Annotated in this window: 29 protein-coding genes and 1 pseudogene; 19 read left to right on the top strand and 11 right to left on the bottom strand. The window is 61.4% G+C overall.

What is annotated here, in order from left to right:
* Nucleotides 1-62: 62 nt before the first annotated feature.
* The gene (locus FZZ92_RS00730) at nt 63-2,153 is read left to right on the top strand and encodes an HDIG domain-containing metalloprotein (protein WP_226422329.1); all 2,091 of its coding nucleotides are present in this window, start codon (nt 63-65) and stop codon (nt 2,151-2,153) included.
* Nucleotides 2,154-2,165: 12 nt separating this feature from the next.
* On the opposite strand, the gene FZZ92_RS00725 is transcribed toward FZZ92_RS00730, so the two are convergent.
* The 5 genes from FZZ92_RS00725 to FZZ92_RS00705 form a co-directional block, all read right to left on the bottom strand.
* Nucleotides 2,166-2,426 (bottom strand): SemiSWEET family sugar transporter, encoded by a 261-nt coding sequence (locus FZZ92_RS00725; protein WP_370631216.1) that lies wholly within the window; start codon nt 2,424-2,426, stop codon nt 2,166-2,168.
* Nucleotides 2,410-3,015 carry an RluA family pseudouridine synthase gene (locus FZZ92_RS00720; RefSeq protein ID WP_226398846.1) on the bottom strand — a complete coding sequence of 202 codons (606 nt, stop codon included), beginning with the start codon at nt 3,013-3,015 and terminating at the stop codon, nt 2,410-2,412. Before FZZ92_RS00720 ends, FZZ92_RS00725 begins: the two co-directional genes overlap by 17 nt.
* Nucleotides 3,016-3,023: 8 nt before the next feature.
* Entirely contained in the window at nt 3,024-3,512 is a 489-nt protein-coding gene (locus FZZ92_RS00715; RefSeq protein WP_226398847.1) for a hypothetical protein, read from the bottom strand.
* Between the two features lie 82 nt (nt 3,513-3,594).
* Entirely contained in the window at nt 3,595-3,897 is a 303-nt protein-coding gene (locus tag FZZ92_RS00710; RefSeq protein ID WP_115025301.1) for an MTH1187 family thiamine-binding protein, read from the bottom strand.
* Nucleotides 3,897-4,145, bottom strand: a complete 249-nt coding sequence (locus FZZ92_RS00705) for a hypothetical protein (RefSeq protein WP_115025302.1) — start codon at nt 4,143-4,145, stop codon at nt 3,897-3,899. Before FZZ92_RS00705 ends, FZZ92_RS00710 begins: the two co-directional genes overlap by 1 nt.
* A gap of 90 nt (nt 4,146-4,235) precedes the next feature.
* Here FZZ92_RS00705 and FZZ92_RS00700 point away from each other — a divergent pair, with 90 nt between their 5' ends.
* Both FZZ92_RS00700 and FZZ92_RS00695 read left to right on the top strand, forming a co-directional pair.
* Nucleotides 4,236-4,682, top strand: coding sequence for a hypothetical protein (locus FZZ92_RS00700; protein ID WP_226398848.1), 447 nt, complete (start codon nt 4,236-4,238; stop codon nt 4,680-4,682).
* A 70-nt stretch (nt 4,683-4,752) separates the two neighbouring features.
* Nucleotides 4,753-4,962, top strand: a complete 210-nt coding sequence (locus FZZ92_RS00695; RefSeq protein ID WP_226398849.1) for a hypothetical protein — start codon at nt 4,753-4,755, stop codon at nt 4,960-4,962.
* Nucleotides 4,963-4,980: 18 nt separating this feature from the next.
* On the opposite strand, the gene FZZ92_RS00690 is transcribed toward FZZ92_RS00695, so the two are convergent.
* Nucleotides 4,981-5,226 carry a Nif11-like leader peptide family natural product precursor gene (locus tag FZZ92_RS00690; protein WP_115025305.1) on the bottom strand — a complete coding sequence of 82 codons (246 nt, stop codon included), beginning with the start codon at nt 5,224-5,226 and terminating at the stop codon, nt 4,981-4,983.
* Nucleotides 5,227-5,287: 61 nt separating this feature from the next.
* On the opposite strand from FZZ92_RS00690, the gene FZZ92_RS00685 reads away from it, so the two are divergent.
* Nucleotides 5,288-5,581, top strand: coding sequence for a hypothetical protein (locus tag FZZ92_RS00685; protein WP_226398850.1), 294 nt, complete (start codon nt 5,288-5,290; stop codon nt 5,579-5,581).
* On the opposite strand, the gene FZZ92_RS00680 is transcribed toward FZZ92_RS00685, so the two are convergent.
* Nucleotides 5,519-6,343 (bottom strand): carbohydrate ABC transporter permease, encoded by an 825-nt coding sequence (locus FZZ92_RS00680; RefSeq protein WP_115025307.1) that lies wholly within the window; start codon nt 6,341-6,343, stop codon nt 5,519-5,521. The two genes, FZZ92_RS00685 and FZZ92_RS00680, sit on opposite strands and share 63 nt — an antisense overlap.
* Nucleotides 6,344-6,353: 10 nt before the next feature.
* Nucleotides 6,354-7,976 carry a 2-isopropylmalate synthase gene (locus FZZ92_RS00675; RefSeq protein WP_226398851.1) on the bottom strand — a complete coding sequence of 541 codons (1,623 nt, stop codon included), beginning with the start codon at nt 7,974-7,976 and terminating at the stop codon, nt 6,354-6,356.
* Between the two features lie 109 nt (nt 7,977-8,085).
* Between FZZ92_RS00675 and FZZ92_RS00670 the strand changes: the two genes are divergently transcribed.
* Nucleotides 8,086-9,654: a 1,4-alpha-glucan branching protein domain-containing protein gene (locus FZZ92_RS00670; RefSeq protein WP_226422328.1), complete on the top strand. Its 1,569-nt coding sequence runs from the start codon at nt 8,086-8,088 to the stop codon at nt 9,652-9,654.
* On the opposite strand, the gene crtL is transcribed toward FZZ92_RS00670, so the two are convergent.
* Nucleotides 9,621-10,874 carry a lycopene beta cyclase gene (gene crtL / locus FZZ92_RS00665; protein ID WP_226422327.1) on the bottom strand — a complete coding sequence of 418 codons (1,254 nt, stop codon included), beginning with the start codon at nt 10,872-10,874 and terminating at the stop codon, nt 9,621-9,623. The genes FZZ92_RS00670 and crtL overlap by 34 nt on opposite strands.
* Nucleotides 10,875-10,876: 2 nt before the next feature.
* Nucleotides 10,877-13,480 (bottom strand): DNA gyrase subunit A, encoded by a 2,604-nt coding sequence (gyrA, locus tag FZZ92_RS00660; RefSeq protein ID WP_226398856.1) that lies wholly within the window; start codon nt 13,478-13,480, stop codon nt 10,877-10,879.
* A 92-nt stretch (nt 13,481-13,572) separates the two neighbouring features.
* On the opposite strand from gyrA, the gene FZZ92_RS00655 reads away from it, so the two are divergent.
* The 5 genes and pseudogenes from FZZ92_RS00655 to rsmD all read left to right on the top strand — a co-directional run.
* Entirely contained in the window at nt 13,573-14,112 is a 540-nt protein-coding gene (locus tag FZZ92_RS00655) for a CAAD domain-containing protein (RefSeq protein ID WP_226398857.1), read from the top strand.
* 48 nt (nt 14,113-14,160) lie between these two features.
* Complete coding sequence (locus FZZ92_RS00650) at nt 14,161-15,324, top strand: GuaB3 family IMP dehydrogenase-related protein (protein WP_226398858.1); 1,164 nt, start codon at nt 14,161-14,163, stop codon at nt 15,322-15,324.
* A 182-nt stretch (nt 15,325-15,506) separates the two neighbouring features.
* On the top strand, nt 15,507-15,830 hold the full coding sequence (gene trxA, locus FZZ92_RS00645) for a thioredoxin (protein WP_006851354.1): 324 nt from the start codon (nt 15,507-15,509) through the stop codon (nt 15,828-15,830).
* A 26-nt stretch (nt 15,831-15,856) separates the two neighbouring features.
* A complete protein-coding gene (hisH, locus tag FZZ92_RS00640) occupies nt 15,857-16,498 on the top strand; it encodes an imidazole glycerol phosphate synthase subunit HisH (RefSeq protein WP_226398859.1) in 642 nt (213 codons plus the stop codon).
* Nucleotides 16,495-17,028 (top strand): annotated as a pseudogene (gene rsmD, locus FZZ92_RS00635) (16S rRNA (guanine(966)-N(2))-methyltransferase RsmD); the annotation flags it as partial. The gene hisH and the pseudogene rsmD, both read left to right, overlap by 4 nt.
* Nucleotides 17,029-17,044: 16 nt before the next feature.
* Here the strand turns inward: rsmD and petG are convergent.
* A complete protein-coding gene (gene petG / locus FZZ92_RS00630; RefSeq protein ID WP_071823076.1) occupies nt 17,045-17,161 on the bottom strand; it encodes a cytochrome b6-f complex subunit V in 117 nt (38 codons plus the stop codon).
* A gap of 56 nt (nt 17,162-17,217) precedes the next feature.
* Between petG and FZZ92_RS00625 the strand changes: the two genes are divergently transcribed.
* From FZZ92_RS00625 to FZZ92_RS00585, 9 genes are read left to right on the top strand one after another with little or no spacing between them, the layout of a single operon-like run.
* Nucleotides 17,218-17,622 carry a cytochrome c gene (locus FZZ92_RS00625; RefSeq protein WP_226398860.1) on the top strand — a complete coding sequence of 135 codons (405 nt, stop codon included), beginning with the start codon at nt 17,218-17,220 and terminating at the stop codon, nt 17,620-17,622.
* A 9-nt stretch (nt 17,623-17,631) separates the two neighbouring features.
* Complete coding sequence (locus tag FZZ92_RS00620) at nt 17,632-18,378, top strand: RNA methyltransferase (RefSeq protein ID WP_226398861.1); 747 nt, start codon at nt 17,632-17,634, stop codon at nt 18,376-18,378.
* Between the two features lie 28 nt (nt 18,379-18,406).
* Nucleotides 18,407-19,555 carry a serine hydrolase gene (locus FZZ92_RS00615; protein WP_226422326.1) on the top strand — a complete coding sequence of 383 codons (1,149 nt, stop codon included), beginning with the start codon at nt 18,407-18,409 and terminating at the stop codon, nt 19,553-19,555.
* Entirely contained in the window at nt 19,552-20,904 is a 1,353-nt protein-coding gene (locus FZZ92_RS00610) for a DUF3370 domain-containing protein (RefSeq protein ID WP_226398863.1), read from the top strand. Before FZZ92_RS00615 ends, FZZ92_RS00610 begins: the two co-directional genes overlap by 4 nt.
* Nucleotides 20,905-20,924: 20 nt before the next feature.
* On the top strand, nt 20,925-22,013 hold the full coding sequence (gene bchI / locus FZZ92_RS00605) for a magnesium chelatase ATPase subunit I (protein WP_226422325.1): 1,089 nt from the start codon (nt 20,925-20,927) through the stop codon (nt 22,011-22,013).
* 18 nt (nt 22,014-22,031) lie between these two features.
* Nucleotides 22,032-22,496: a crossover junction endodeoxyribonuclease RuvC gene (gene ruvC, locus FZZ92_RS00600; RefSeq protein WP_115025320.1), complete on the top strand. Its 465-nt coding sequence runs from the start codon at nt 22,032-22,034 to the stop codon at nt 22,494-22,496.
* Entirely contained in the window at nt 22,493-23,041 is a 549-nt protein-coding gene (locus FZZ92_RS00595; RefSeq protein ID WP_115095241.1) for a 5-formyltetrahydrofolate cyclo-ligase, read from the top strand. Before ruvC ends, FZZ92_RS00595 begins: the two co-directional genes overlap by 4 nt.
* A gap of 35 nt (nt 23,042-23,076) precedes the next feature.
* The gene (locus tag FZZ92_RS00590) at nt 23,077-23,496 is read left to right on the top strand and encodes a hypothetical protein (protein WP_226398865.1); all 420 of its coding nucleotides are present in this window, start codon (nt 23,077-23,079) and stop codon (nt 23,494-23,496) included.
* Nucleotides 23,497-23,503: 7 nt separating this feature from the next.
* The gene (locus FZZ92_RS00585) at nt 23,504-23,926 is read left to right on the top strand and encodes a SufE family protein (RefSeq protein ID WP_115095239.1); all 423 of its coding nucleotides are present in this window, start codon (nt 23,504-23,506) and stop codon (nt 23,924-23,926) included.
* Nucleotides 23,927-23,930 lie beyond the last annotated feature (4 nt).

Raw genomic sequence — 23,930 nt, 5'->3', positions numbered from 1 at the left:
AGTCCACTGCGTCCAGCATGCCCTCTGGAGAGAGCTAGCGTGAAGCCGCTACGGGGTCCTTTTTGGTTCGCGTTCCACGGCTGAGCAGCCTCAGGAGGAACTGGCTGCGGCTCGAGGGCCCAGGGAGCCGCCTGCTGCGCTGGACGCGCTTGCAAGCCCTCGTCGTTCTGCTGTTGTGCCTATCTGTGGCGGCCGTCTCAAGCCTGCCTTGGCTGATCAAACCAGAACTCCAGCCGGGATCGCTGGCACCATTTGACGCCATCGCACCGAAAGATGTCCTGGTTCAGGACAACACCGCCCTTGAGCAGCAGCGCGCCTCTCTGGTGGCGCGATCAGTGGTCCAGGTCATCGATCAAGACCAGAACCAACGACTTAAACAACGCCTGGAACAGCAACTGCTTCAGCTGCAGGAGATCACCAACACCGGTTCGGGAGCCCGGATCGGGCCGGTCAACCTGTCCGAGCCGGAGCAGAAGTGGCTGGAACAACGCAGCGAACAGGAGCATCTCGCCTGGGATGTCGCGGTGCGAAGCACTGCAAATCGGATGCTCAGCCAAGGACTGGTCAGCAATCTGGCCGTTGAGCAATTGCGCCGGGCTGCCGACCTTCAACTGAAGGCTGTCGCACTGAAGGAGCCGGCGTCCCGATCCCTGGCCACCAAGGTGCTGACCAGCACCCTGCGCGGGAGCAGCAACCTGCGCACCGACCCGAACCTGAGCAAACAGCTAATCGAAGAGCAGCTGACCAAACAGGCCATCCCGACGATCCAAGTGCGCAAGGGAGATCTGATCACCCGCAAAGGCGAACCGATCAGTCCCCAGGCCTACGACGTGCTCGATTATTTCGGCCGCGTGCGCCGCGAACCCCAACCTTTGATTTGGTTTCAGCGGTTCGTGGAAGCTGCTGCTGGCTGTGCAGCAATGCTGTTGGTGATGCGGCGCGAACGGCCTGGCCTTGAGGTACGCCACGCCCTGCTGGCGGTGGGACTTCTTCTCCTGGTGCAGGTCGCCAAACTCTGGTTCAAGGGAACCGTGAGCCCGCTCGCCGTTCTGGTGCCACCCACCCTGGTGCTGGCTGAAGGTCTCGGTACAGGCTGCGGTTTGGTCTGGATGGGTGTAGCCGCTCTGCTCTGGCCGGAACCCGTGCAGGGTCTGGGAGATGGTCGCCTTCTTATGGCAGCAACGGTCGCTGCAGCTGGCGCCTTGATCGCGGGCCGTCAACGCAGCCGCGGACAGCTCCTTCAACTAACGGTGCTGCTGCCGATCGGTGCCCTCGTGGGCCAATGGCTGCTGCTGCAACTACAGCCCCTCACGGGCCTGCGGCTCTGGGGAAGCCTGAATCCCAGCCTGGATGAACTAGCCACCGACACCCTGCTGCTCGGGGTGCTGCTGATGCTCAGCCTGCTGCTGATCCCCATTCTCGAGGGGTCCTTCGGACTACTCACCCGGGCGCGGCTGCTGGAACTGGCGGATCAGGAACGTCCCCTGCTGCGGCGCCTCTCCTGCGAAGCCCCTGGAACGTTTGAACACACCCTGATGATCTGCGGACTCGCGGAGGAAGGGGCGCGGGCCATCGGTGCGGACGTGGATCTGATCCGGACCGGCTCGCTGTATCACGACGTCGGCAAACTGCATGCCCCTGACTGGTTCATCGAGAACCAGAAAGACGGCCCCAATCCCCATGACGCGCTCGACGACCCCCAGGCGAGCGCGGCGGTTCTTCAAGCCCACGTGGATGAGGGGCTGAAGCTGGCGCGGCGCCACCGCCTACCCAGGCCTATCGCCGATTTCATCCCTGAACATCAGGGAACCTTGAAAATGGGGTACTTCTTTCACAAGGCCCAGGAGCGCGATGCAGCGGTTGAGGAACGCCGCTTTCGGTACAAAGGCCCCGAACCTCGCTCCAAAGAAACAGCAATTTTGATGCTGGCTGACGGATGTGAGGCAGCCCTGCGATCCCTTCCTCCAGACACCTCTGATGCGCAGGCGGTGGACACGGTGCGGCGAATCGTGGAGTCACGACAGCGGGATGGACAATTGCGCAAAAGCAGCCTCAACCGCAGCGAAGTGGAATTGGTGATCCGTGCCTTCGTACAGGTGTGGCGACGGATGCGACACCGCCGCATTCCCTATCCGATTCCAGCGCGACGTTGATCGGCTGCTCCTTCATCGGCATCCAACAATCTTGCGCTGCAGCACAACGGCAGCCGGAACCAGGGTGATCAGGTTGGCGACCAGCACAGGGCCATCCTTGACCAGCAAGCCGTACAGCGACCAAAGCGCAACGCCACTGGTGAATAGGCCATACATGCCCAACGAGATGGACTTGGTGTCACCACTGCGCAGCGTCTTGATGGCCTGCGGAAAGAAGCTGACCGTCGTCAAGCCAGCGGCCAGGTAGCCAACGAGTTCAGAACTCAGTTGCAAAGGGAACCTCCTGCGAGATCAAACGAACGCGTCGGTGGGTGAAGGGATGCCGAAAGCTCAAGGCCTGGGAATGCAGATGCAAGCGGAACGAACGAGCGGCATCCCCATAGATGGGATCACCAACGATGGGGTGTCCGAGCTCGGCCAGATGGGCCCGCAGCTGATGGGAGCGCCCCGTGAGCGGGCGCAGCCAGATCCGCGTGCCGTGGGCACAAGCAGCGCAGACTTTCCAAAGGGTTAGCGCCAGACGTCCCTCGGGATGGCGGCCGTAGCGCGGGGGTTGGCGTGACAGTCGTGCCAAGGGGCTAGCAATGCAGCCGCGGCCAAGGAGCTCCCCCTCAACATCCGCCTGGTACAGCTTGTTGATGCGACGTTCGGCAAATAGGGCACTGAGCCGCCGTAGGGCATCGGCACTCCTGGCCAGCAGCAGCACACCCGAGGTGTCGCGATCCAAGCGGTGGACCAATCGCAGACCTTGCTCCTTGCGCTGCAATCGGGTGATCACGGAGTCCTGTTGATCAGGCCCGAGGCCCGGTTGCGTCAGCAGGCCGGCGGGCTTATCGACCACCATCAGCCAAGGGTCGAGCATCAGCAGCTTCAAGGGGAGAGTCGAGTGGCGCAGTGTTTTTCAAACAAGGCCACCACCTGGGTGGGCGGCAGAGCCTGAACCAGCCGGGCTTCCGCCTCAACGTGATGCTGACTCGTGTGATACAGCTGCAACTCGTGAAAAGTATCCGGCTCAAGACGGCGGGCCTCCGCCATGTTTTTGGCCAACAGCGGCGCGGGCATCAAGTTTCCGCCGTTGCACGACTGCATCACATGGGCTGATTCGTGGGCCAGAACGATCCAAACAACCGATGGATCGTCGGGAAGGTTGTTGCCACACATCAAGAGGGCCTGCTTGCCCTCATGAAAGGCCCCCAGCAAGCCGGCAGGACAATCAGGCGCCACCAGCGCATTCACGCCCGCCCGCTGCAGCAGTCGCAGGTAACTGGCGATGCGATCCCACGTTGACGCCTGAACGGCACCTCCCGTCAGGCTCATCACCAGCAGAGCCAACAACACCCCACCGAAACCTCGACGCATGGGGCAGAGCAGCACTGAACAATCTCATTGATCCCAAAAGCGACTCAAGCTGAGTCGAAACCCACCAAAGATCTATAGATTTTCAATCACTGAGGAGGTTCTCAACGGAAGCGACCTTCTCGGAGAACGACTGCTGCCGATCGGTTCGGGTGTTGAGCTTGAGCGTTGTGTAGAGCCGTGGAGCTCCCATGCCGTGCAACTCAACGTGACAAGCGCGCACACAAGCCATGACCTCCTCCCAGGGGCCTTCGATCGCGGTGCCATTGGGACCCAGCTGATGCTGAAGGCCCGTGGCAGCAATCACGCGTTCACAGGCGGCGATGTAGGGGGAAAGACTGACGCCAACGCCGATCGGCACAACGCAGAGGTCAACACTGACCCACATCAGTCCACCATCACGCTGGATTGGCTCAAGCAACTGACCGGATAGTCGATGGTGCGCCAACTACCGCTGTCGGTTCGCACTTCAACTGCAATTCCCTGCTGTCCCATCGAACATCGAGCCCCTTGTCCAGTGCACCAATCACTGGCCTCGGCGAGGGCCAGTTCCAACGTGTCGTAAGGGGCATCGAGCACCGGATGAGGCTGACCGTCAAGGCCAACCAACCGGTAGCGGGAGCGATGTTTGGCCATCGCGATCCAATCCCGGAAGTGTCACCATCCTCCCATGTTCATGGCCCCGAATCATCCACACACTGGAGCCAGCAACATGGCGGCAACCACATGAGTGAGCAGCTGCAGCAGGCCTACAACAGCTTGATGGCCAAGGCCCCTGGGGCAGCGTTTCAGAAAGCTCGTGCCCTGTATCTCAACAAATATCCACTTCCCCAACCTGACAGCACTGTCCCGCTGCGTCTTTACGTCTGCGAGGAGCAGCTTCAAGAATCCGTTCAGCCCGCCAACGACGGCCACCCGAATCACCGTCTGGCCATTCTCCAGTCACGACCGGGGCAATTGGCCGTGGTGCACTGGCAACAGCCCGATCCCCCTGAGACGGAACAACTCCGCAGCTACCTCCAAAACACCTGGGATCTCAAAACGGACGAACTGAAGATCACGGCCCTCAGCGATCCCTGGTTCCGTGACGGCGGTCATCAGAGCCGATTTGCAGCACCCACGGGGTTGAGCTGGCAACAACAAACCCTATTAACCCTCAAGGAAGAAAAGTAAAAGCAATTCCGCAGTTCGCGCCAAGCCGCCGCAAGGCACCGCTAGCGAACAGATATACCCCTCTCAGCCAATGCTCACCAAGTACGCCGAACGCTACGTGCTGCGCTCCTGTTCAGCCGGCGGCTATCTCAGCGTCAATGCCGTGGATCAGCGCATCGAACGCCAAACGTCTCCTGACGACGCCTGGATCTTTCACACCCACGAAGGTGCCGTGAACCACGCCCGCTGGATTGGAGAAGTACACGGCGAAACACCGGACGTGGTGAAACTAGATCAATGAAAAGTGAGGCCTTGGTGGTCAGCCGTTGATGAAATTGCGTAGGCGACGCGATTCCGAGGCCTGATCCTGCTGAAGCTCCGCTGCTGTTCTGACACGATGTTCACGCTGCTGGGCCGCAAAGACATCCGCCTCGGTCAAGACGTATCCGCGCTCGGCAGCGAGTGCAAGAAACTGCTCAAGATCCATGGGCTGTGCCAAGGCCTGGGCCAGTCCAGGATCGCTGTCCCGAAGGTTCAGAAATTGATCCAGATCGTCGAGAGACATCACAGCAGCTCTTGTTGGAACATCCCATTCAAGTCAGCATCAGCCTGATTCGGGAGGTCGCATGCTGTTGAAACTGATCAGCTGCGGCAGCCTCGCTCTTGTGAGTGTTCTTGTCGTAACGCTGCTGAAGGGATTGCAACAGCAGGATCAACGCATCCATGCGCTGCAAGAACGGATCCATCAGCTGGAGCAACAAACACCAGACCATGCCCACAGCGACCTGCTCAGCCAACAGATGGGCTTGATGCAGGAACGCATGGATGCCTTTGCGGCCATGCGCACGTCCATCAACTCATCCCTTCACAGCATCCCCGCTGGCATTGGGCAGGATGAAGCGCTGCAACAGCACGAATAGCAATAGAACCGGAAGGATTGACACCACCGATCCGGCCGCAACGATCCGCCAATCCAGTGAAAAGCTGCTGGACAGCTGCTGCAGCCCCAAAGGGAGTGTGTAAAGCGATGGGTCGTCAAGAATCACCAGAGGCCAGAGAAAATCACTCCAAGTGCCGATGAAGACAAACATCGCCAGGGTGATGAGATCAGCTTTGGCAGCCGGGATCATCACGTTCCACCATTCCCCCAAGCGACTGCAACCGTCGATCCGTGCCGCCTCCTCGAGTTCCTTGGGAACGCCAAGAAAGCTTTGGCGCAGGAGATAAAGACCAAAAGCGGTGGCCGCCTGGGGGATCACCAAGGCCAGCAGGGTGTTGCGCAACCCCAACTGAACCATCAGCAGATACAGCGGAATCATCACCACCTGAAAAGGAATCAGGATCGTGGCCACCACCAAGCCCAGCACCAAGCCTCGGCCGGCGAAGCGCAACCTGGCCAAGGGGTAGGCGGCAAGGGAGCAGAACAGCAGGTTGGCCAGCACCGCCAGGCCACTCACCACGGTGCTGTTGAACAGATAGGTGGTGAGGGGATTGTCTTGAAACAGCCGGACGTAGGCATCGAAGCTCGGCTGGGCGGGCAACAACGCCGGCGGACTGCTGAAGATGTCTTCCGCCGGACCCTTGAGCGAGGTGCTCACCAACCAGAGCAACGGCGTGAGCACCAGCAGCGCAAGAAGAATCAGCAGCACCAGCTGAACAGCCCGGGCGGTGGAGGTGCGCATGGGGTCGGCTCTAGAGCGTCGGTCGGGTCTCCAGAACAACAGGATCCTTCTGCGGATGCAATGACTGGCGCTCCTCACCGGCCACCAGGCGATTAAGAGCATTCACAAAAGCCATCGCCGCTGCCACCACCACATCGGTGTCGGCAGCGTGGCCGGAATAGAGCGCACCGTTGCGTCGCAGGCGGATGGTCACATCGCCCATGGCATCGATGCCCTCGGTCACCGACTTAACCGAAAACTCGATCAATTCATTGGGCACACCCGCCAGATCGTTCAAGGCACGACAGACGGCATCCACAGGACCGGTGCCCACCGCCGAGCCTGTGGTCTCACTGCCCTCTTCATCGAGGAGCGTGACGGTGGCGGTGGGGCGCAGGCTGCTTCCGCAGCTGACCTGAACCAACTTCAACTGGAAGCGGGCTTCAGGCTGCTGCACCTGTTCGCTGACAATCGCCTCCAAATCACGGTCTGTGATCTCCCGCTTGCGATCAGCGAGTTCCTTGAAGCGAGCAAACGCCTCATCGAGATCCTCACGGGTGAGGTCGTAGCCCAGCTCCTCCAGACGGGCGCGAACGGCACTACGACCGCTGAGCTTGCCGAGAGAGATGCGGTTGTCAGACAACCCCACGGTCTTGGCATCGATGATTTCGTAGGTCAGGCGGTTCTTGAGCACGCCGTCCTGGTGAATGCCGGATTCATGGGCGAAGGCGTTCGCACCGACGATTGCCTTGTTGGGCTGAACAACCATCCCGGTGAGATTCGAGACCAGCCTGGAGGTCTTGGTCAGCTCTTCGGTGCGTACGGCCGTCAGTGGCGTAGGGCTTTCCTCATCCCGTCCGAAGAACGGGTTGTAGTAGCGACGCCGCACATGCAACGCCATCACCAACTCCTCGAGGGATGCATTGCCGGCGCGTTCGCCAATGCCATTGATCGTGCATTCGAGCTGACGGGCGCCGTTCTTGACCGCTTCGAGGAAATTCGCCACCGCCAGACCGAGATCGTTGTGGCCATGCACCGAGATCACGGCATCGGCGATGTTGGGCACGTGCTGATTGATGCCCGCGATCAGAGCACCGAACTCCGACGGCGTGGTGTAGCCAACGGTGTCGGGAATGTTGATCGTGGTGGCACCCGCAGCAATCGCCGCCTCAATCACCTCGTAGAGGAACTCCGGATCACTTCGCCCTGCGTCTTCACAGGAGAATTCAACGTCTTCCACAAGCGAGCGGGCATAGCTCACCATCTCGGGAACGATGCCCAGCACATCGGCACGGCTTTTGCGCAGTTTGTGCTCGAGGTGAATGTCGCTGGTGGCAATAAAGGTATGAATGCGGCGACGCGGCGCCGGTGCAACCGCATCGGCGCAGGCCTTGATGTCTGCCCTCGATGCCCGGGCCAGACCGCAAATAATCGGACCGTTGTCCCCACCGACCTGCTGGGCGATCCGCTGCACAGCGGCAAAATCACCGGGACTGGCGAAAGGGAATCCAGCCTCGATCACATCCACGCCGAGCCGAGCCAGCTGCTGGGCGATGGCCAGCTTCTCCTCAAGGTTGAGGCTCGCCCCCGGAGACTGCTCACCATCCCGCAGGGTGGTATCAAAAATCAGGACGCGACCGGGGTCCTTGGCCATGGAAGGGGCTCCAGCGGAGGTCTTAGTCGGAATGACTATGAGTTAACTCATCTTAGTTCAGGCATGGAGATGGAATCGGATTAAATTCAGCCACCGTTTGGGCTTGTTCGTGACCAAAGGCGCTGTCGCCCTGGTGTTGCATGCCCATCTGCCCTACGTGCGATCGGCAAAACCAGGCTCTCTGGAAGAGGACTGGTTTTTCCAGGCACTGATTGAGTGTTACCTGCCCCTGCTCGAAGCGCTGGAACAGGCCAGCGCAGACCCAGAGCAACACCCCAAACTCACCATCGGCTTATCGCCGACGCTGCTATCGCTGCTGAGTGATCAAGACCTCAAGCAGCGCTTTCCCCAGTGGCTGAACGAGAGGCTCGCGCTGCTGCCGAAGGCGGATCCTGCGCTCCGCGATGGCGCCGAGCATCTGGCGGCGGCCATCAAGCGACACAAAGCGGCATGGCAGGACTGCGATGGTGACTTGATCCAGCGTTTCGCAGCCCTGCAGCGCCAGGAGGTGGTCGATCTACTCACCTGCGGCGCAACCCATGGCTACCTCCCCCTGCTGCGCCATCACCCGGAAGCGGTGCGCGGTCAACTGCGCACCGCGGTGCGGGAACACCAGCGCCTCGTCGGGGAATCGCCTCTGGGGGTCTGGTTGCCTGAATGCGCCTATTACGAAGGGCTGGATCGCTGGATGCGCGATGCCGGGCTCCGCTATGCCGTGCTGGACGGCCATGGGCTGCTGCATGGCCGGCCCCGGCCCCGCTACGGGGTGTACGCCCCGATCTGCAGCCGTAATGGGGTGGCCTTCTTCGGGCGTGACAGTGATGCAACCCTGCCGGTTTGGTCCGCCAAGGACGGTTACCCCGGCGATCCCCACTACCGGGAGTTCCATCGCGATCTGGGCTGGGACCTGCCCATCGAAGAGCTGAAGCCACTGGGCCTCGACCAACCGCGACCCCTCGGCCTGAAGCTGCATCGGGTGACCGATCACAGTGCACCGTTGGACCGGAAACAGCCCTATGAACCGGGGGTGGCGGCTGAACGGGTGAAAGAGCATGCAGCCGATTACCTCCAGGGCCGCCGGCGGCAGCTGGATCAGCTCGACCGTGCCATGGATGTGTCCCCACTGCTGGTGGCCCCCTTCGATGCCGAACTCTTCGGCCACTGGTGGTTTGAAGGGCCAGCATTTCTGAGCCAGCTGTTTCAGCAGGCACCTCAGGAGGGGGTGAGCTTCACCCGGCTGCGCGACGTGTTGAACAGCGTTGGCCAGCTCCAGCTCTGTGACCCCTCCCCCTCAAGCTGGGGACAAGGGGGCTATCACGACTACTGGCTGAACGACAGCAACGCCTGGATCATCCCGGAGTGGGAACGGGCCAGTGCAGCAATGGTGCAGCGCTGCAGCCGCGGGGTGGGCAGCGAGCAGGCCATGCAGTGGCTGCAGCAGGCCGCGCGAGAACTGTTGCTGGCGCAGTCCTCCGACTGGAGCTTCATCCTCCGGGCCGGCACCACGACCGAACTGGCCAGAGACCGGGTTCAGCGACACCTGGGTCGCTTCTGGCAGCTGATGCAGGCGATCGACGGCAGCACCGAACTGGCAGAGGGCTGGCTCGAAGAGGTGCAGATGGATGACCGCCTGTTCCCGCTGATTCAGCCGTTGGACTGGGCCCAGGTCGGCGATTGAGCTGGGGCCGCCCCCAACACCAACCCCCGCCGCAATTCCCAGGGCGAAAGGGCAAACAAGCGCAGCATCACTCCCATCAAGCGCGGCAGCGGCAGGGTGTTGGTGAGGAAACCAAACCAGTCGTCCCGCGGCAAGGAAAAGAAGGTGGCGAAGTGGGTGCGCAACAACGCTTCGTTGAATCCCATCAACCGGCCCAGCCCGAACTGATAGAGCTGATGGCGTAGCACCAGTTCCAATGGCCAGAGCGCCTGCCATCCCCGTTGCGCCAAGGCCGCTGATCCCAGGGCGGGATTGGCAAGGGCTTCGGCAATCGCCTGGGCCAGATCAGGGCCCCGCCGCAGCAGCGATCCCACCATGTAGCCCGAAGCCGGATGCACCATGCTCGCCGCTCCACCGAAAGCCAGCACCGGCTGACTGCGATCGGGCAACGGCAGGTTCATCGGGAAGAGGCAGAACTCTTCATGGATCACCTCGGTGATCTCCACGCCCCGCTGATCCAAGCGCTGCTGCAGCCGTTGCTTGAGCACCTCGTAGGGAACACCCGGTGCCAAAGCGAGTGAGGTTTCTTCCACGAAGAACACCCCATCACCAAAATCCATCGCATAGAGAAAGGTGGGCGGTTCACGGCGCTGCGCTTCGCTGAGGTGATTGCAGCGGTAGTCCATCAACACAAAGCGACCTGGCTCGATCGGCGGTTTAGAGAAGCGCCCCACCACGCCGTAGGCCGCCTGGCCCGCCACCGGCCCCTGATCGGGGCGGCGAATGTGGGGTGTGCGGGAGCCGGAGGCATCGATCACCAAGCGCGCCGTCAACGTGGTTCCCGATGCACAGCTGACGCTGGTTGTTGGTCCACTCACCTCCACACGTTCTGCGCTGTCCTGACGCCATGTCACCCCTTGAGCCCGCGCCAGCCAGTAGTGCTGTAAGGCAGCCCGATCGAATAATCCGTAGTCAATTCCATGGCCATAGCTCTGATCCTGAGCCGTTGTGCCGCCTGCGCCGAAATAACTGACGGTGTCGTTCCAGCGGTGCTCCAGCAGCTGCTCGAGCCCCACCGCTTTGAGTTCATCGGCCCAGATGCCGTAGGTGTTTGGCCAAGGAGCGTCGACCGGTTCGGGAGCGATGCCGGCAACAGCCACTCCCCGTTGATTCAGTTCAGAAGCGATGCAAAGGGCGGCAGGACCGCCCCCCAGCACCAGCACATCCACCGGCTCAGCCAAGGTCAGCTGTCCTGCGCGTCTGATCCGGTGTCTTCCGATGCAGTGGTGTCGTCGTCAGCAGATTCGTCTTCCGCTTCTGGCGGCACCAGCACCACCTTGAGCAGCCGGTCACCTTTGTCCAGCTTCTGCAGACGAACACCCGTGGCAGCCCGCGACTGCTGGGGAATGGCATCGGCGCTGGTGCGCACGATCACCCCCTTCTCGCTGACGAGGAGCAATTCCTCACCGGCACCGAGCACGCTCAGGCCCACTAGCTGATCGGCCTCGGTGCGGAACTTCATCGCCCGCAGGCCCATGCCGGCCCGCTTCTGCAAGCGGAATTGCGTCACCGGCACCCGCTTGCCCAGACCCGAAGCCGATGCCACGAGCACCCAGGGCCCCTCGGTGGCGGCATCCTCTTCTTCCTCTGCGCTGGCGGCCACCTGATCGGCGAGTTCCACCGGAAGCACATCCATGCTCACCAGGGCATCGCCATCGCGCAGGTTCATCGACCGCACGCCGCGGGCCGTACGGCCCAGGGGCCGCAACTCCTCATCACTGAGGCGGAAGTGGATGGTCATCCCGGCTTTGGAGCCGATCAAGACGCTGTCGCCGGGCACCGCCAGGCGCACCCAGGTGAGGGCATCGCCTTCCTCCAGGTTGATGGCGATCAGACCATTGGAGCGGATGCTGCTGAAGGCCGAAAGGCGGGTGCGTTTGATGAAGCCACCTCGCGTAAGCATCAGCAGATCGGTGTCGTCGCTGAACTCCGACACCGGAATCAACGTGGTGATCGCCTCTTCCCGGGGAATCGGCAACAGCTGCACCACCGGGGTGCCCTTTGCCGTGCGGCTGCACTGGGGCACGCGGTAGGCGGGAAGCGCGTACGACACACCGCGGTCGCTGAACAGCACCAAGGTGTCGTGGTCGTTGCAGCTGATGAACAGCTTCACCGCATCCTCACCCTGGCTGCGGGTTCCGGCCTTGCCGCGGGTGCCGCGGCTGGTGGCCTCAAATTCGCTCACCGGCATCCGCTTGAGGTAACCGGTCTCAGTGAGCAGCACCACCGAACGCTCATTGGCGATCAGATCGATGTCGGAGAGCCCACCGCCGAGGTCAAGGATCTCCGTGCGACGAGGGATGGGGTAGCGCTCCTGCAGCTGACCGAGCTCGTCCTGGATGATGCCGAACACCCGCTCACGCCGGCTAAGGATGTCCTTGTAGTCGGCGATCTTGGTGACCAGATCCTCGTGTTCAAGACGGATCTTGTCGGCTTCAAGGGCGGTGAGACGACGCAGCTGCATCTGCAAAATCGCGTCGGCTTGGATGTCCGAGAGGCCATGGCGTTCCTGCAGCTGTTGGCGTGCAGTTGCCGTATCGGGAGCGGCCCGGATCAAGGCAATGATCGGGTCCAGCTGATCGAGGGCAAGCAGCAGGCCCAGCAGGATGTGGTCGCGCTCTTCGGCCTTGCGCAGCAGGTAGCGGGTGCGGCGCTCAATCGTCTCGACCCGGAAGTCGAGGAACACCTCGAGCATCTTTCGCAGGGTGAGCAGGATCGGCTCGCCGTTCACCAGCGCCAGCATGTAGGCACTGAAGTTGGCTTGCAGAGGGGTGAGCTTGAACAGGTTGTTCAGCACCACCTGCGGGTAGGCGTCACGGCGCAGTTCCACCACGATCCGCATGCCATCGCGGTCGCTTTCATCGCGGATGTCGGAAATCCCTTCGAGCTTTTTGTCGTTAACCAGCTCGGCGATGCGCTCAATCAGTGCCGCTTTGTTGGTTTGGTACGGAAGTTCCGTGATGATCACGGCATCGCGATCGGGGCGCCCCGGCACCTCAAGCGTTTCAATGTTTGCCACGCCGCGCATCGTCACCGAGCCGCGGCCACCCAGATAGGTGTCGCGGATGCCATCACGACCGAGGATTTGACCGCCGGTGGGGAAATCGGGGCCAGGGATCAGCTGGATTAACTCCTGATCGGTGATCTCCGGGTTCGCGATCAACGCGAGCAAGCCATCAATCAGCTCATTGAGGTTGTGGGGCGGAATGTTCGTCGCCATGCCCACGGCGATGCCCGCCGAACCATTCAGCAGCAGTTGCGGGATCCGGGCGGGAAGCACGGTTGGCTCCTGCTGGGAACCGTCGAAGTTGTCGGCGAAATCAACCGTCTCAGCCTCGATGTCCTCCAGCAGGCTGTCGGTGGTCAGCGCCCGCAACCGCGATTCGGTGTACCGCATGGCGGCCGGTGGATCGTTGTCCACAGAGCCGAAATTGCCATGCCCATCGATGAGGGGCATCGACATGGAGAAGTCCTGGGCCATCCGCACCAGGGCGTCGTACACAGCGGTGTCGCCGTGGGGGTGATATTTACCGAGCACCTCGCCCACCACACGGGCGCATTTGCGATATGGCCTGTCGCTGGTGAGGCCCAGCTCATACATCGCGTAAAGAATCCGTCGATGCACGGGCTTGAGACCATCGCGGGCATCGGGCAGCGCCCGGCCCACGATCACACTCATCGCATACTCCAAATAGGAGCGCGACATCTCGTTGCGTAGGTCCGTCTGAATAATCCGATCGTCGGAACCGCCAGGACCGCCGCCGACAGGCCCCACAGAATCCGTCATACGTGCATCAGACGTCCTTTAACAGTCTATCTCGGACAGTGGAAGCAACAGGAAAACTCCGGATAAAATCCCAACCGCTTTGCACTGACGTGATGGGTCCTGTCGACGAGCCTCGCCCTGAAGCCGAAACCCCAGGCAGCGACCCCACGCCAACTCCTGCTCCTACTCCCGTCAATAGTCCGGAGCCAGCACCAACACCTGAGCCCACGCCAGCACCGGCACCAACCCCCGCGCCTACGCCGGACCCTGTGATCGCGTCCACCGTCTCCATCCCTGCGCAGGACGCTTCAGATCAGGACGGCTCAGATCAAGACGGAGGTGAATGGGAGCTGCTGGTGGGCAAGGCCAAAGCCTGGGTGGAGCAGAACGATCTTGCTCAGCTCTGGACCAAAGCCCAGTTGCCGCTGCGGGTGATTGGAGGGTTGATTGCCTTCGCCCTGGTGGCGAAGGTGTACTCCGGTGTGCTCAACACCATTGACAGCCTTCCTCTGGCTCCAGGCCTTCTTGAGCTCGCCGGCCTGATCTGGTTGATGAATTTTGCTCTTCGCAACTTGATCAGGAACAGCGACCGGGACAAATTCATCACGGCCACCCGGTCAACCTGGAGCCGTATCACGGGCCGCTCGAGCTGAAGCGATCATCCCGATTGGTAGCTTGATCAGACTTCATTAAGTCGCGCGGTGGACATTCAGCTCGGACGCTCAAAGACCGTTCGCCGGGCCTACGGAATCGATGAAATCGCTCTGGTGCCTGGGGGTCGCACGGTTGACCCCGAGGTCACAAACACCCGTTGGAAACTCGGGGGCATCGAGCGGGAGATCCCCATCATCGCCAGCGCCATGGACGGCGTGGTGGATGTGGACATGGCCGTCCGTCTGTCCCAGCTCGGCTCCCTTGGCGTTCTCAATCTGGAGGGGGTGCAAACCCGATATGAAGACCCCAACCAGGTTCTGGATCGCATCGCAGCCGTCGGGAAGGACGAATTCGTCCCACTGATGCAGGAGATCTACAGCCAACCGGTTCAAGAAGTACTGATCCGCAAACGCATCCAAGACATCAAGGCCCAAGGAGGCATTGCCGCCGTGAGCGGAACCCCGGTAGCTGCTCTGCGTTTCGGCAAGGCCATCGCCGAAGCAGGAGCCGATCTGTTCTTTGTGCAGGCCACCGTGGTTTCGACGGATCACATCGGTCCTGAAGGCCAGGAGACCCTTGATCTAAAAGCCCTCTGTCGCGACATGGGCGTCCCCGTGGTGATCGGCAACTGCGTCACCTATGACGTAGCCCTGCAACTGATGCGTGCTGGTGCGGCGGGCGTGATGGTGGGAATCGGACCGGGTGCCGCCTGCACCTCCCGCGGCGTTCTCGGTGTCGGAATTCCACAGGCAACAGCGGTTTCAGACTGCGCGGCCGCCAGGGCCGACTACGAAAAGGAGAGCGGTCGCTATGTACCGATCGTTGCTGACGGTGGCATCGTGACCGGTGGTGACATCTGCAAATGCATCGCCTGCGGGGCCGACGCGGTGATGATTGGATCGCCCATTGCCCGTGCGGACGAAGCCCCCGGCCGGGGCTTCCACTGGGGGATGGCAACGCCAAGCCCAGTGCTGCCTCGTGGCACCCGCATCAATGTTGGGAGCACAGGAAGCATCGAACGCATTCTCCGCGGCCCTGCCAAGTTGGACGACGGAACCCACAACTTGTTGGGGTGTCTCAAAACATCCATGGGAACCCTTGGCGCCCGGACCATCGAAGAAATGCAGCAGGTCGAGGTGGTCGTTGCGCCTTCATTGCTGACGGAAGGGAAGGTTTACCAAAAGGCCCAGCACCTCGGGATGGGCAAATAGAGCAGAGCTAGGCTGAAGCGTGTGCGGGCTTAGGCCCACACACTCCTCACACCCCCCAGCCCGGCGCGATCGGGCTTTTACTCTTGATGGAGAGCGACTGTCACAAGTTCCCTTCTTGACAGGGAAGGGGCGTGTTTTCGCTCGAAACGGTTGCTAAATTCTCCCTAAATCTTCCTGCTCATATGTCTAGCGCCGCTGCCGTTACCGATGCTTCCTTCGAGCAGGACGTACTCCAGAGCGACGTGCCGGTTCTTGTCGACTTCTGGGCGCCCTGGTGTGGACCCTGCCGGATGGTGGCTCCGATCGTCGAGGAAATTGCCAAAGAATTTGACGGACAGATCAAAGTCTTCAAGCTCAACACTGACGAAAATCCCAACGTCGCCAGCCAGTACGGAATCCGCAGCATTCCAACCTTGATGGTGTTTAAGGGCGGCCAGAAGGTCGACACGGTTGTGGGCGCTGTTCCCAAGGCAACCCTGTCGGGCACCATCTCCAAATACCTCTGAATCTGTCTCCAGATCGGAGAGATCGGTTGAGTCTGAACCTCGGGTTGATCGATTACGGCATGGGCAATCTCCACTCAGTGGAGAAGTGCCTAGAGCGTCTTGGTGAAAGCTGCAGGCTGATCAAAGACGCTGACCAGCTCGATGGCATTGATGCTCTGATCCTTCCTGGGGTAGGGGCTTTTGATCCCGCCATGGCCAACCTCAGGGCCACAGGGCTAGTGCCCCACTTGCTGCGCTGGGGTCATGACAATCGCCCCTTGCTTGGGATCTGTCTCGGCCTGCAGCTGCTGTTCGAACACAGCGACGAAGGAAGCGATCCCGGCCTCGGTCTCCTGGCCGGAAGGGTGAAACGTCTCCCCCGTGGCAGCGGCGAACGGATCCCCCACATGGGCTGGGCCCCGTTAAGGCATCACGGCAATTGCCCACTGCTCAACAGCGAAATCCCCTCTGAATGGGTGTATTTCGTCCATAGCTACGCCGCAGTTCCCACCGATCGGAATGACTTGAAAGCCACGGCCGCCTTCGGCGATCAGGAGGTCACTGCTGTTGTCTGGAAAGGCCGGTTGGGAGCCTGTCAGTTCCATCCGGAGAAGTCGTCAGATGCCGGAGAACAAATGCTGCGACGCTGGTTGACCTGGCTGCAGCGCGGGGCCGAGCCCATCCGATGAGCGGTGGCGGGCAACTTCGGCTCAGCGGCGGTCGACGTCTGCAAAGCCCTGGAGGACGCGCCACAAGACCCACCACCTCCCGAGTCCGTGAGGCGGTGATGAACATCCTCGCGCCGCGCTTGCAAGATTGCCGCTGGCTGGATCTATGCAGCGGCAGTGGGGTGATGGGCTGCGAGGCGCTGCAACGGGGTGCACGCTGCGTGGTGGCCGTCGACCAAGACCCGCAGTGCATCCGAATCACTCGCGCCAACCTCAGCACGGTTGCAGCTGGTTGTTCACCGACGCCCGAAGTGCTCACAGAACGTCGAGAACTGATCGGATGGCTGCGCAGAGGATGGAGCAAAGACCCCTTCGACATCGTCTACTTCGACCCTCCCTACGACCAAGGCCTCTATGAACCGGGCCTTGATGCGATCGCCCAAGGGAATTGGCTTCACCAGGACTCTCTAGTGGTTTGCGAACACAGATCAAACCTGAATCCCGTACCGGGCTCAGGCTGGTCTGTTCTTGATCAGCGCCGCTACGGCATCAGCGGCGTGCTGCTGCTCAGCCCCCCAGAGCGCTGCCACCGCGGCGGTACTGGTTCCAAGCCGCCACAAACAGACCCATCAGGGTGACGGGAATCAAACCAAGAACGATGCCGCAGAGCAGAGGTTCGATCATGGTGTCGCGTCAGCAATCAGAATTGAGCAGAATTCTCTCATTGGAACTCAAGGTCTGTGGTCCAGCCGTCACGAATTGCGGCCGAATCAGCATCAGCTGATTCGGCCGATCGAGGGCGCGGCCTGATCGCCGCTCTTGTGGTCTCGGCCGCGACCGCTTGCGTCGTACTGGTGCTCTGGGTTCTTGGGAGTGCCCAGCGAGATCCCTACATCAAGGCCAGCCTTGAACTGCAAGGTGCCGTTGACCACGGCGGCCAGCTGTTCCGCATCAACTGCGCGGGCTGTCACGGTCTTGCCGGCCAAGGACTGGTCGGACCTTCTCTGCAGGGCGTCAGCAACAACGTGAAGGACCCAGCCTTGGTTCACCAGATCATCAGCGGCGACACACCACCCATGCCGAGTTTTGAGATGGAGCCGCAATCGATGGCCGACCTACTGGCCTACCTACACACACTCAGCTGAGCCGGTGCCTTGAACGCCGTCGTTGTGCTGGTCGAGCCTGCCGGCCCTCTGAACATTGGAAGCGTGGCCAGGCTCTGCGCCAATTTCGGTGTGAGCGAACTGCGGCTCGTTGCCCCCCGCTGTGACCATCTCTGCGAGCAGGCCGTGCAAATGGCTGTTCACGGGCAATCGCTGCTTGACGCCGCAGCGGTGTTTCCTGACTTACTCACAGCCATCAACGACTGCCGACGCGCCGTAGGCAGTTGCGGACGTCTGGACCACGGCGAAATTCCTCTACAAGATCCTGAACAGGCGCTTGGATGGCTGTTGGCCAGCGATGGCAGCGCATCCAGCGCAAAGGCGCCCGTGGCCCTCGTGTTCGGGAGGGAGGACCGCGGCCTTAGCAACAGTGAGCTGAGGCTCTGCCAGAAAGTTCTGTGTTTACAGAGCGGTGAGGCCTATCCCTCCCTGAATCTGTCCCATGCCGTGGCTGTGGTTCTGCATGAGTTAGCCCGACTCAACAGTGCGGAGACAGAAGCTCGCAGCATCGCCCCCCCATCACCTGACCCGGCAGCCGCAAAAGCGCTATCAGCGTTGCTGGACGATGCAACAGACCTCCTGCTGGAGGCGGGTTTTCTGTTGGAGCACACCGCCTCAGCGCGCATGGCCAAAGTGCAGGATCTGCTGCAACGCGCGACGGTGCGCGCCGAGGAAGTGGCTCTCCTGCGGGGCATGGTGCGCCAACTGCGCTGGGCCATCCGCACCGAGCGCCCCTAATCTCTGCCGCATAGTCACGGCTGAAAGGTTGACCAACAGTCGTTCTTCACGTCGCTCCGCAAGCTGGGGAGGGCCGGCTCGGCTCATCCTGCGTCTTGTGTTGATGGGAGTCGGCCTGGGACTGCTCACAGGCACGGGCCTCAGACTCCTGGCACCGCGCGTGCAGCAGCAGGAGATTCCACTGCCCAGCTGGCTGGCCGATCAAGCGGTGATCACAACGCTGCTCGGTGAAGCCGTGGAGCCCCAAACCATTAAGGAGGCCTCGAAAGACAAGAAGCTTGCGCCGGCAGCAGCGAAGGTCCTTAAGCAGGCACGATTTGCCCCAAAGCAGGAAATCAAGGCCTTGTCCCAGCGCTGGGTGGAACTGGCCAACCAACAGACCGATCTGCAGGCCAGCGCCTACATGCTCGTCCTGGACGACGGTCGCTTTGCAGCCATGCAGGCGGAGCGCCCCATGCCAGCCGCCAGTTCGATCAAGACACCGATCCTTCTGGCAGTGCTGGAACTGCTGGACCAAGGAACGCTTCAGTGGAACGAGCCCCTCACGCTGACCCAAGAGCTGGTGGGTGGAGGCGCCGGATGGATGGCCTCCCGACCGCTGGGCAGCCGCTTCCCCACCTATGAGGTCGCCACAGAAATGATCCGGGTCAGCGACAACTCCGCCACCAATCTGATGATTGCCAGGGCAGGGGGAATGGAGCAGATCAATGCCCGCTTTCAGGCGCTGGACCTCCCAGCAACCGTTGTAAACAACTGGCTGCCGGATCTCGATGGAACCAACACCACAAGTGCACGGGATCTAAGCCGTGCCATCGCTTTGGTGGATAGCGGCGAGGTCCTAGGTCCCCGAAGCCGGGATCTATTTCGCGAGGTGATGGGGACGTCAGTCACCAACACCCTTCTACCCACGGGCTTGATGCGCGGCCTGGGTGGTGCTCAGGGTGCACCCGACGACAGCCTGGCCCGCAAGGGATACCGCGTCTACAACAAAACCGGTGACATCGGACTTGCCTACGCCGATGCCGGTCTGATCGAACTGCCGGACGGCAGACGCGCTGTGGCGGGATTTCTGGTGAAAGGCCCCTTCAACGACCCCAGATCCACGGAACTGATTCGTCAGCTATCCGCCGCCATGGCACCGCATCTGAAACCCAACCCTGCCCCTCCAAAACCATGAAGCTCGCCGCTCTGTTCTCCGCCGCTTGGGTGAGTGTTGCGGCGATGCCCGTCTCTGCAGAGGTGATTGAGCGTCAGCAGAGCGTTCGCCCCTTACCGGGAGCCCTCGACAGCGTGTTGATGGTGAACGACAACAACCCCGAACTCATTCAGAACGACGGCATCCTGATTTCAACATTTCCAGATGGGGATGCAGCGTCCGTTCCCGTTGTGCTCAACGGCCGCTTTGACCTGTTCAGCCACCACGTCTATGCCGGTGATGCGGAAGGCAGTCCAACGTCGACTCTATGGCTGGCGGTTCTGGCGGCTCCCCTGGAAGACGCTCCGGTGACCCTGCAGCTGCTCTCGGGAAGCACCTCACTATCTCAAGCGACGGAACCAGGCCAAACCCAAGCTCCCTTCCTCCCTTTGCCGAGCCTGATGCAGGAGACCACCGAGGTTGTGGCCGCTGGACCTGGCAGCCGCGTCGCCGGAGATCTGTTGGCAAGTCGAAGCGCACCGGAACTCTCCAGCCGTCGCTGGACCCTTCCTCCAGGCTCACCCACACGGCTGATGCTGTTGCCCATTCCAGTCGCAGGTCTCGACCCACTGCTGAATGGTCGCAATCTGCAACTGCGGTTCCACAGCTCCGCCCCCGTGGCGATAGCCACCCTGGCTGCCCATGGAAACGATGGACAGGCTCCGAACGATCAGCACTGGCTTCAGCTGCTGAAAAGCCGACGCTTGAGCAGCAAGGAGCATCAACCAACCCCACGGGGCAGCAAAGGCAAGATCATCTATTCACGGGTGAGCGGTGTTCAGATCGGCAGCAGCTGGCGGGCGCGCTTAACCGACCCAGGGAGCAATGTTCTGGCCGCACCTAAGGCACCCATTTCATGGCCGATCAGCAGTTTGGAACGCGGAACCCTCGCCACCAAACAGGTTCAAACCGCTGAGCTCGAGAGGTTTTATCCCGGAACAGCCTGGGCCGCCCATGGGAACTACGGGGTGGAATACGACCTCACCCTGCCCCTGAAGAACACCGGTTCAGCCCCTGTGAAGCTGCAACTGTCTCTGGATTCACCCCTCAAAGGCAACAGCCAAACCTCCTTCCTGCGCTTCCGCGATGACCTCAACGGACCGGTCATGTTCCGGGGGCCCATCCAGACCACGGGTCTAGAGGATCCAGAGGGTGTTCCCCAGGGACGTCAGACGCAGCATCTTGTGTTGCGCCAGGGTCAGCAGGGATCGTCCCTGGGACAGGTGATGCTCAAACCAGGGGAAGGCAAGCAAGTGCGCGTTCGCTTGATCTATCCCGCTGATGCCACACCGCCGCAGGTCCTCACCGTGCAGCCTGTGAAACAATCCTGAGCACGCCAACAGATTTGCTCGTGACTGCACCCCGGAAGCGCAGGGTCTTCCCCTTCACTGCAGTGATCGGTCAGGAGGAGATGAAGCTGGCCCTGCTTCTCAACGTGATCGACCCACGCATCGGTGGCGTAATGATCATGGGGGACCGCGGCACGGGTAAATCCACCACGATCCGAGCTTTAGCGGATCTGCTGCCCGACATCGAGGTGGTGGCTGGTGACCCCTACAACAGTTCGTCCACCGATCCCGACCTCCAGAGCAGTGAGGTGAGCGAGCGAATGCAACAGGGGGAAACCCTGAGCACCGAGCCGCGGCAGGTGCCAATGGTGGACCTCCCTCTGGGTGCGACGGAAGACCGTCTTTGCGGCACCATCGACATCGAAAAAGCCCTGAGCGAAGGTGTTCGCGCCTTTGAGCCTGGTTTGCTGGCCAAGGCCAACCGTGGCCTCCTCTACGTGGATGAGGTGAACCTGCTCGACGATCACCTTGTCGACGTGCTGCTCGATTCGGCCGCCTCCGGCTGGAACACCGTGGAACGGGAAGGGGTGTCCGTACGCCACCCCGCTCGTTTTGTCTTGATCGGCTCCGGCAACCCGGAGGAAGGCGAGCTACGTCCCCAACTGCTCGATCGCTTCGGGATGAGCGTTGAGGTGCGCACCGTGCGCGATCCAGAGCTGCGGGTTCAGGTGGTGGACCAACGCACCGCCTTTGACGGTGATCCCGATGGCTTCAGCACAGCTGTGGAGGGAAATCAGAATGCCCTTCAGCAACGCGTGGTGGAAGCTCAGCAGCGCCTGGACCAGGTAACCATCGACGACGATCTGCGCCTGCGCATTTCCGCCGTCTGCGGTGAGCTGGATGTGGATGGCCTGCGGGGTGACATCGTCACCAACCGAGCCGCCCGGGCCCTGGCCGCCTTTGAGGGGCGCACCGAAGTCAGTGAAGAAGATGTCGCCCGCGTCGCCTCCTGCTGCCTGCGGCACCGTCTGCGTAAAGACCCCCTCGAACAGGTGGATTCCGGTGACCGTGTGGTCAAGGTGTTCTGCAAGGTGTTTGAACGAAGTGAGAGCAGCGATCGCGCTGATTTCGAACTGGCCCTCGCCGCCTGATCCCACCACAATCAGTCCATGCGCATCCTCGGCATCGACCCGGGCCTGGCCCGGGTGGGCTACGGGGTGATCGACATCGACGACGGATGCCAGCGCATGCTCGACTGCGGCATCATCCAGACCGACCCGGGTCGCTCGGATGGTGACCGAATGGTTGAAATCGCTGGTGACCTACGCCAACTCATCCGGATCTGGCGACCGGATCTGGCCGCCGTGGAGAAGTTTTTCTTCTACCGATCGAGCAACACCATCAACGTGGTTCAGGCACGCGGAGTCGTGGTCATGACGCTGGCTCGCTTCAAGATCCCGATGGTGGAATTCCCTCCCATGCAGATCAAACTCGCCGTGGCGGGTTTTGGGCATGCCGAGAAAGACGAAGTCCTGGAGGCGGTGATGCGGGAGTTGAATCTGAATGAACCACCAAGGCCGGATGATGCGGCCGATGCCCTGGCGGTCGCTCTGACAGCGTGGCTGCAGCGATGAGCGCAAAGCAGATGCTGCGCCATCACTTCAGAGAGCAGCGCCAATTGGGAGAGGTTGCCACCCGCGCCATCCAGGAAGCGGTGGTGAACCTGGTCGGCAGGTCAATCTGCGGCAACGGATATGTGGGGATCTACTGGCCCCTACCGGGTGAGGCGGATTTACGTCCGTTGCGTGATGTTCTCCATCCGCCGCTGGCCTTGCCGGTCGCCGATGGCGAAGGAGGACTCATCTATCGGAGCTGGACCCAAGAACCTCTTCAGCCGGATGGCTGCGGCATTCCTGCGCCCGCCGAGGGAGAGGCTCTTCGGCCCGATCAATTGGCGCTGCTGCTGGTGCCGGCGCTAGCGATTGACCGTGATGGAATCCGCCTGGGCTACGGCGGTGGTTACTACGACCGTCTCAGGGCGGATCCCGCCTGGGCCACCACACCAGCCTGGGTGGTGCTGCCCTCGGCCTGCATGGCGACCGAGCTGCTGCCCCGCGATCCCTGGGATCTTCCTTTTACAGGATGGATCACGGAGCAGGGTGCTGGTCGGCCGACCTGACTCACCGCATCATGGGCTCCATTGATCGCTCTTCCATGCTGCGTCTGCTGACTCCACTGGTCCTACTCAGCGCGGTTCTTCAAGGCACGGTTCTGGCTCCCGCCAAAGCCCATCAGATCGAAAGCGCTCTGAACTATCTCGATGGTGATCTGCAACTGAGCAGCAACTTTTCCAACGGGGAACCCACCCAAGGAGCCGTTGTGCGATTGCTCAATGCCGATGGCACCCCGGGGCAAGAACTGGGCCGCACCGATGCAGACGGACGCCTCAGCCTCGATCTCAGCACAGTGGTCAACGGCACCGTCGATCTTCAGGTGGACGGTGGTCCAGGCCACCGCGACTACCTGGAGCTCCCGGTTCACGATGGCGCCGTGAATCTGAACGAGGTGGTCGTGTTCCCCTTCAGCTTGGTGTTAGTGGGGCTGCTGGTTAGCGTGCGACGTCGAAACGACTGAGCCCGCCATGGCCACTAGCACTGGCAGTGATGCCCTCGACCGGATGGTGGAGCGATTGGGCGGCACTGCTGATCCCAAACGCCGCTACGAATACGTGCTCTGGCTGGCAAAAAAGCTTGCTCCTCTGCCGGCAGAAGAGCAAACCGAAGAGATCAAAGTGAAGGGGTGTGTGTCTCAGGTTTTTGTACGGGGCGCCCTGGATGACGGGGTGATGCGCTGGCGGGGAGACTCCGATGCTCTGATCACCAAGGGGCTTCTGGCCTTGTTGATCCAGGGTCTGGATGGGCTGACCCCGGCCGAGGTGCAGGCGGTGGACCCAGCCTTTATTGCTGCAACAGGCTTACAAGCGAGCCTGACGCCTTCGCGCGCCAATGGCTTCCTCAACATCCTTCTGGCCATGCAGGAACAGGCCAGGCAGTTGGAGAACTGAGGCG

It is taken from the genome of Synechococcus sp. MU1611, from assembly GCF_020514255.1.
Classification (GTDB): Bacteria; Cyanobacteriota; Cyanobacteriia; order PCC-6307; family Cyanobiaceae; genus Parasynechococcus.
This window is presented reverse-complemented; position numbering and strand designations above follow the sequence as displayed.

Excerpts from the sequence above, each read along its gene's own strand:
- gyrA (WP_226398856.1), bottom strand. The coding sequence starts at position 13,480 with ATGACGGATTCTGTGGGGCCTGTCGGCGGCGGTCCTGGCGGTTCCGAC.
- petG (WP_071823076.1), bottom strand. The coding sequence starts at position 17,161 with ATGATCGAACCTCTGCTCTGCGGCATCGTTCTTGGTTTGATTCCCGTC.
- trxA (WP_006851354.1), top strand. The coding sequence starts at position 15,507 with ATGTCTAGCGCCGCTGCCGTTACCGATGCTTCCTTCGAGCAGGACGTA.
- FZZ92_RS00720 (WP_226398846.1), bottom strand. The coding sequence starts at position 3,015 with ATGCTCGACCCTTGGCTGATGGTGGTCGATAAGCCCGCCGGCCTGCTG.
- FZZ92_RS00705 (WP_115025302.1), bottom strand. The coding sequence starts at position 4,145 with ATGGCCAAACATCGCTCCCGCTACCGGTTGGTTGGCCTTGACGGTCAG.
- FZZ92_RS00710 (WP_115025301.1), bottom strand. The coding sequence starts at position 3,897 with ATGTGGGTCAGTGTTGACCTCTGCGTTGTGCCGATCGGCGTTGGCGTC.
- FZZ92_RS00590 (WP_226398865.1), top strand. The coding sequence starts at position 23,077 with ATGCTGCGTCTGCTGACTCCACTGGTCCTACTCAGCGCGGTTCTTCAA.
- ruvC (WP_115025320.1), top strand. The coding sequence starts at position 22,032 with ATGCGCATCCTCGGCATCGACCCGGGCCTGGCCCGGGTGGGCTACGGG.
- FZZ92_RS00690 (WP_115025305.1), bottom strand. The coding sequence starts at position 5,226 with ATGTCTCTCGACGATCTGGATCAATTTCTGAACCTTCGGGACAGCGAT.
- FZZ92_RS00700 (WP_226398848.1), top strand. The coding sequence starts at position 4,236 with ATGAGTGAGCAGCTGCAGCAGGCCTACAACAGCTTGATGGCCAAGGCC.
- FZZ92_RS00680 (WP_115025307.1), bottom strand. The coding sequence starts at position 6,343 with ATGCGCACCTCCACCGCCCGGGCTGTTCAGCTGGTGCTGCTGATTCTT.
- FZZ92_RS00675 (WP_226398851.1), bottom strand. The coding sequence starts at position 7,976 with ATGGCCAAGGACCCCGGTCGCGTCCTGATTTTTGATACCACCCTGCGG.
- FZZ92_RS00695 (WP_226398849.1), top strand. The coding sequence starts at position 4,753 with ATGCTCACCAAGTACGCCGAACGCTACGTGCTGCGCTCCTGTTCAGCC.
- FZZ92_RS00585 (WP_115095239.1), top strand. The coding sequence starts at position 23,504 with ATGGCCACTAGCACTGGCAGTGATGCCCTCGACCGGATGGTGGAGCGA.
- FZZ92_RS00655 (WP_226398857.1), top strand. The coding sequence starts at position 13,573 with ATGGGTCCTGTCGACGAGCCTCGCCCTGAAGCCGAAACCCCAGGCAGC.
- FZZ92_RS00595 (WP_115095241.1), top strand. The coding sequence starts at position 22,493 with ATGAGCGCAAAGCAGATGCTGCGCCATCACTTCAGAGAGCAGCGCCAA.
- FZZ92_RS00685 (WP_226398850.1), top strand. The coding sequence starts at position 5,288 with ATGCTGTTGAAACTGATCAGCTGCGGCAGCCTCGCTCTTGTGAGTGTT.
- FZZ92_RS00715 (WP_226398847.1), bottom strand. The coding sequence starts at position 3,512 with ATGCGTCGAGGTTTCGGTGGGGTGTTGTTGGCTCTGCTGGTGATGAGC.
- FZZ92_RS00610 (WP_226398863.1), top strand. The coding sequence starts at position 19,552 with ATGAAGCTCGCCGCTCTGTTCTCCGCCGCTTGGGTGAGTGTTGCGGCG.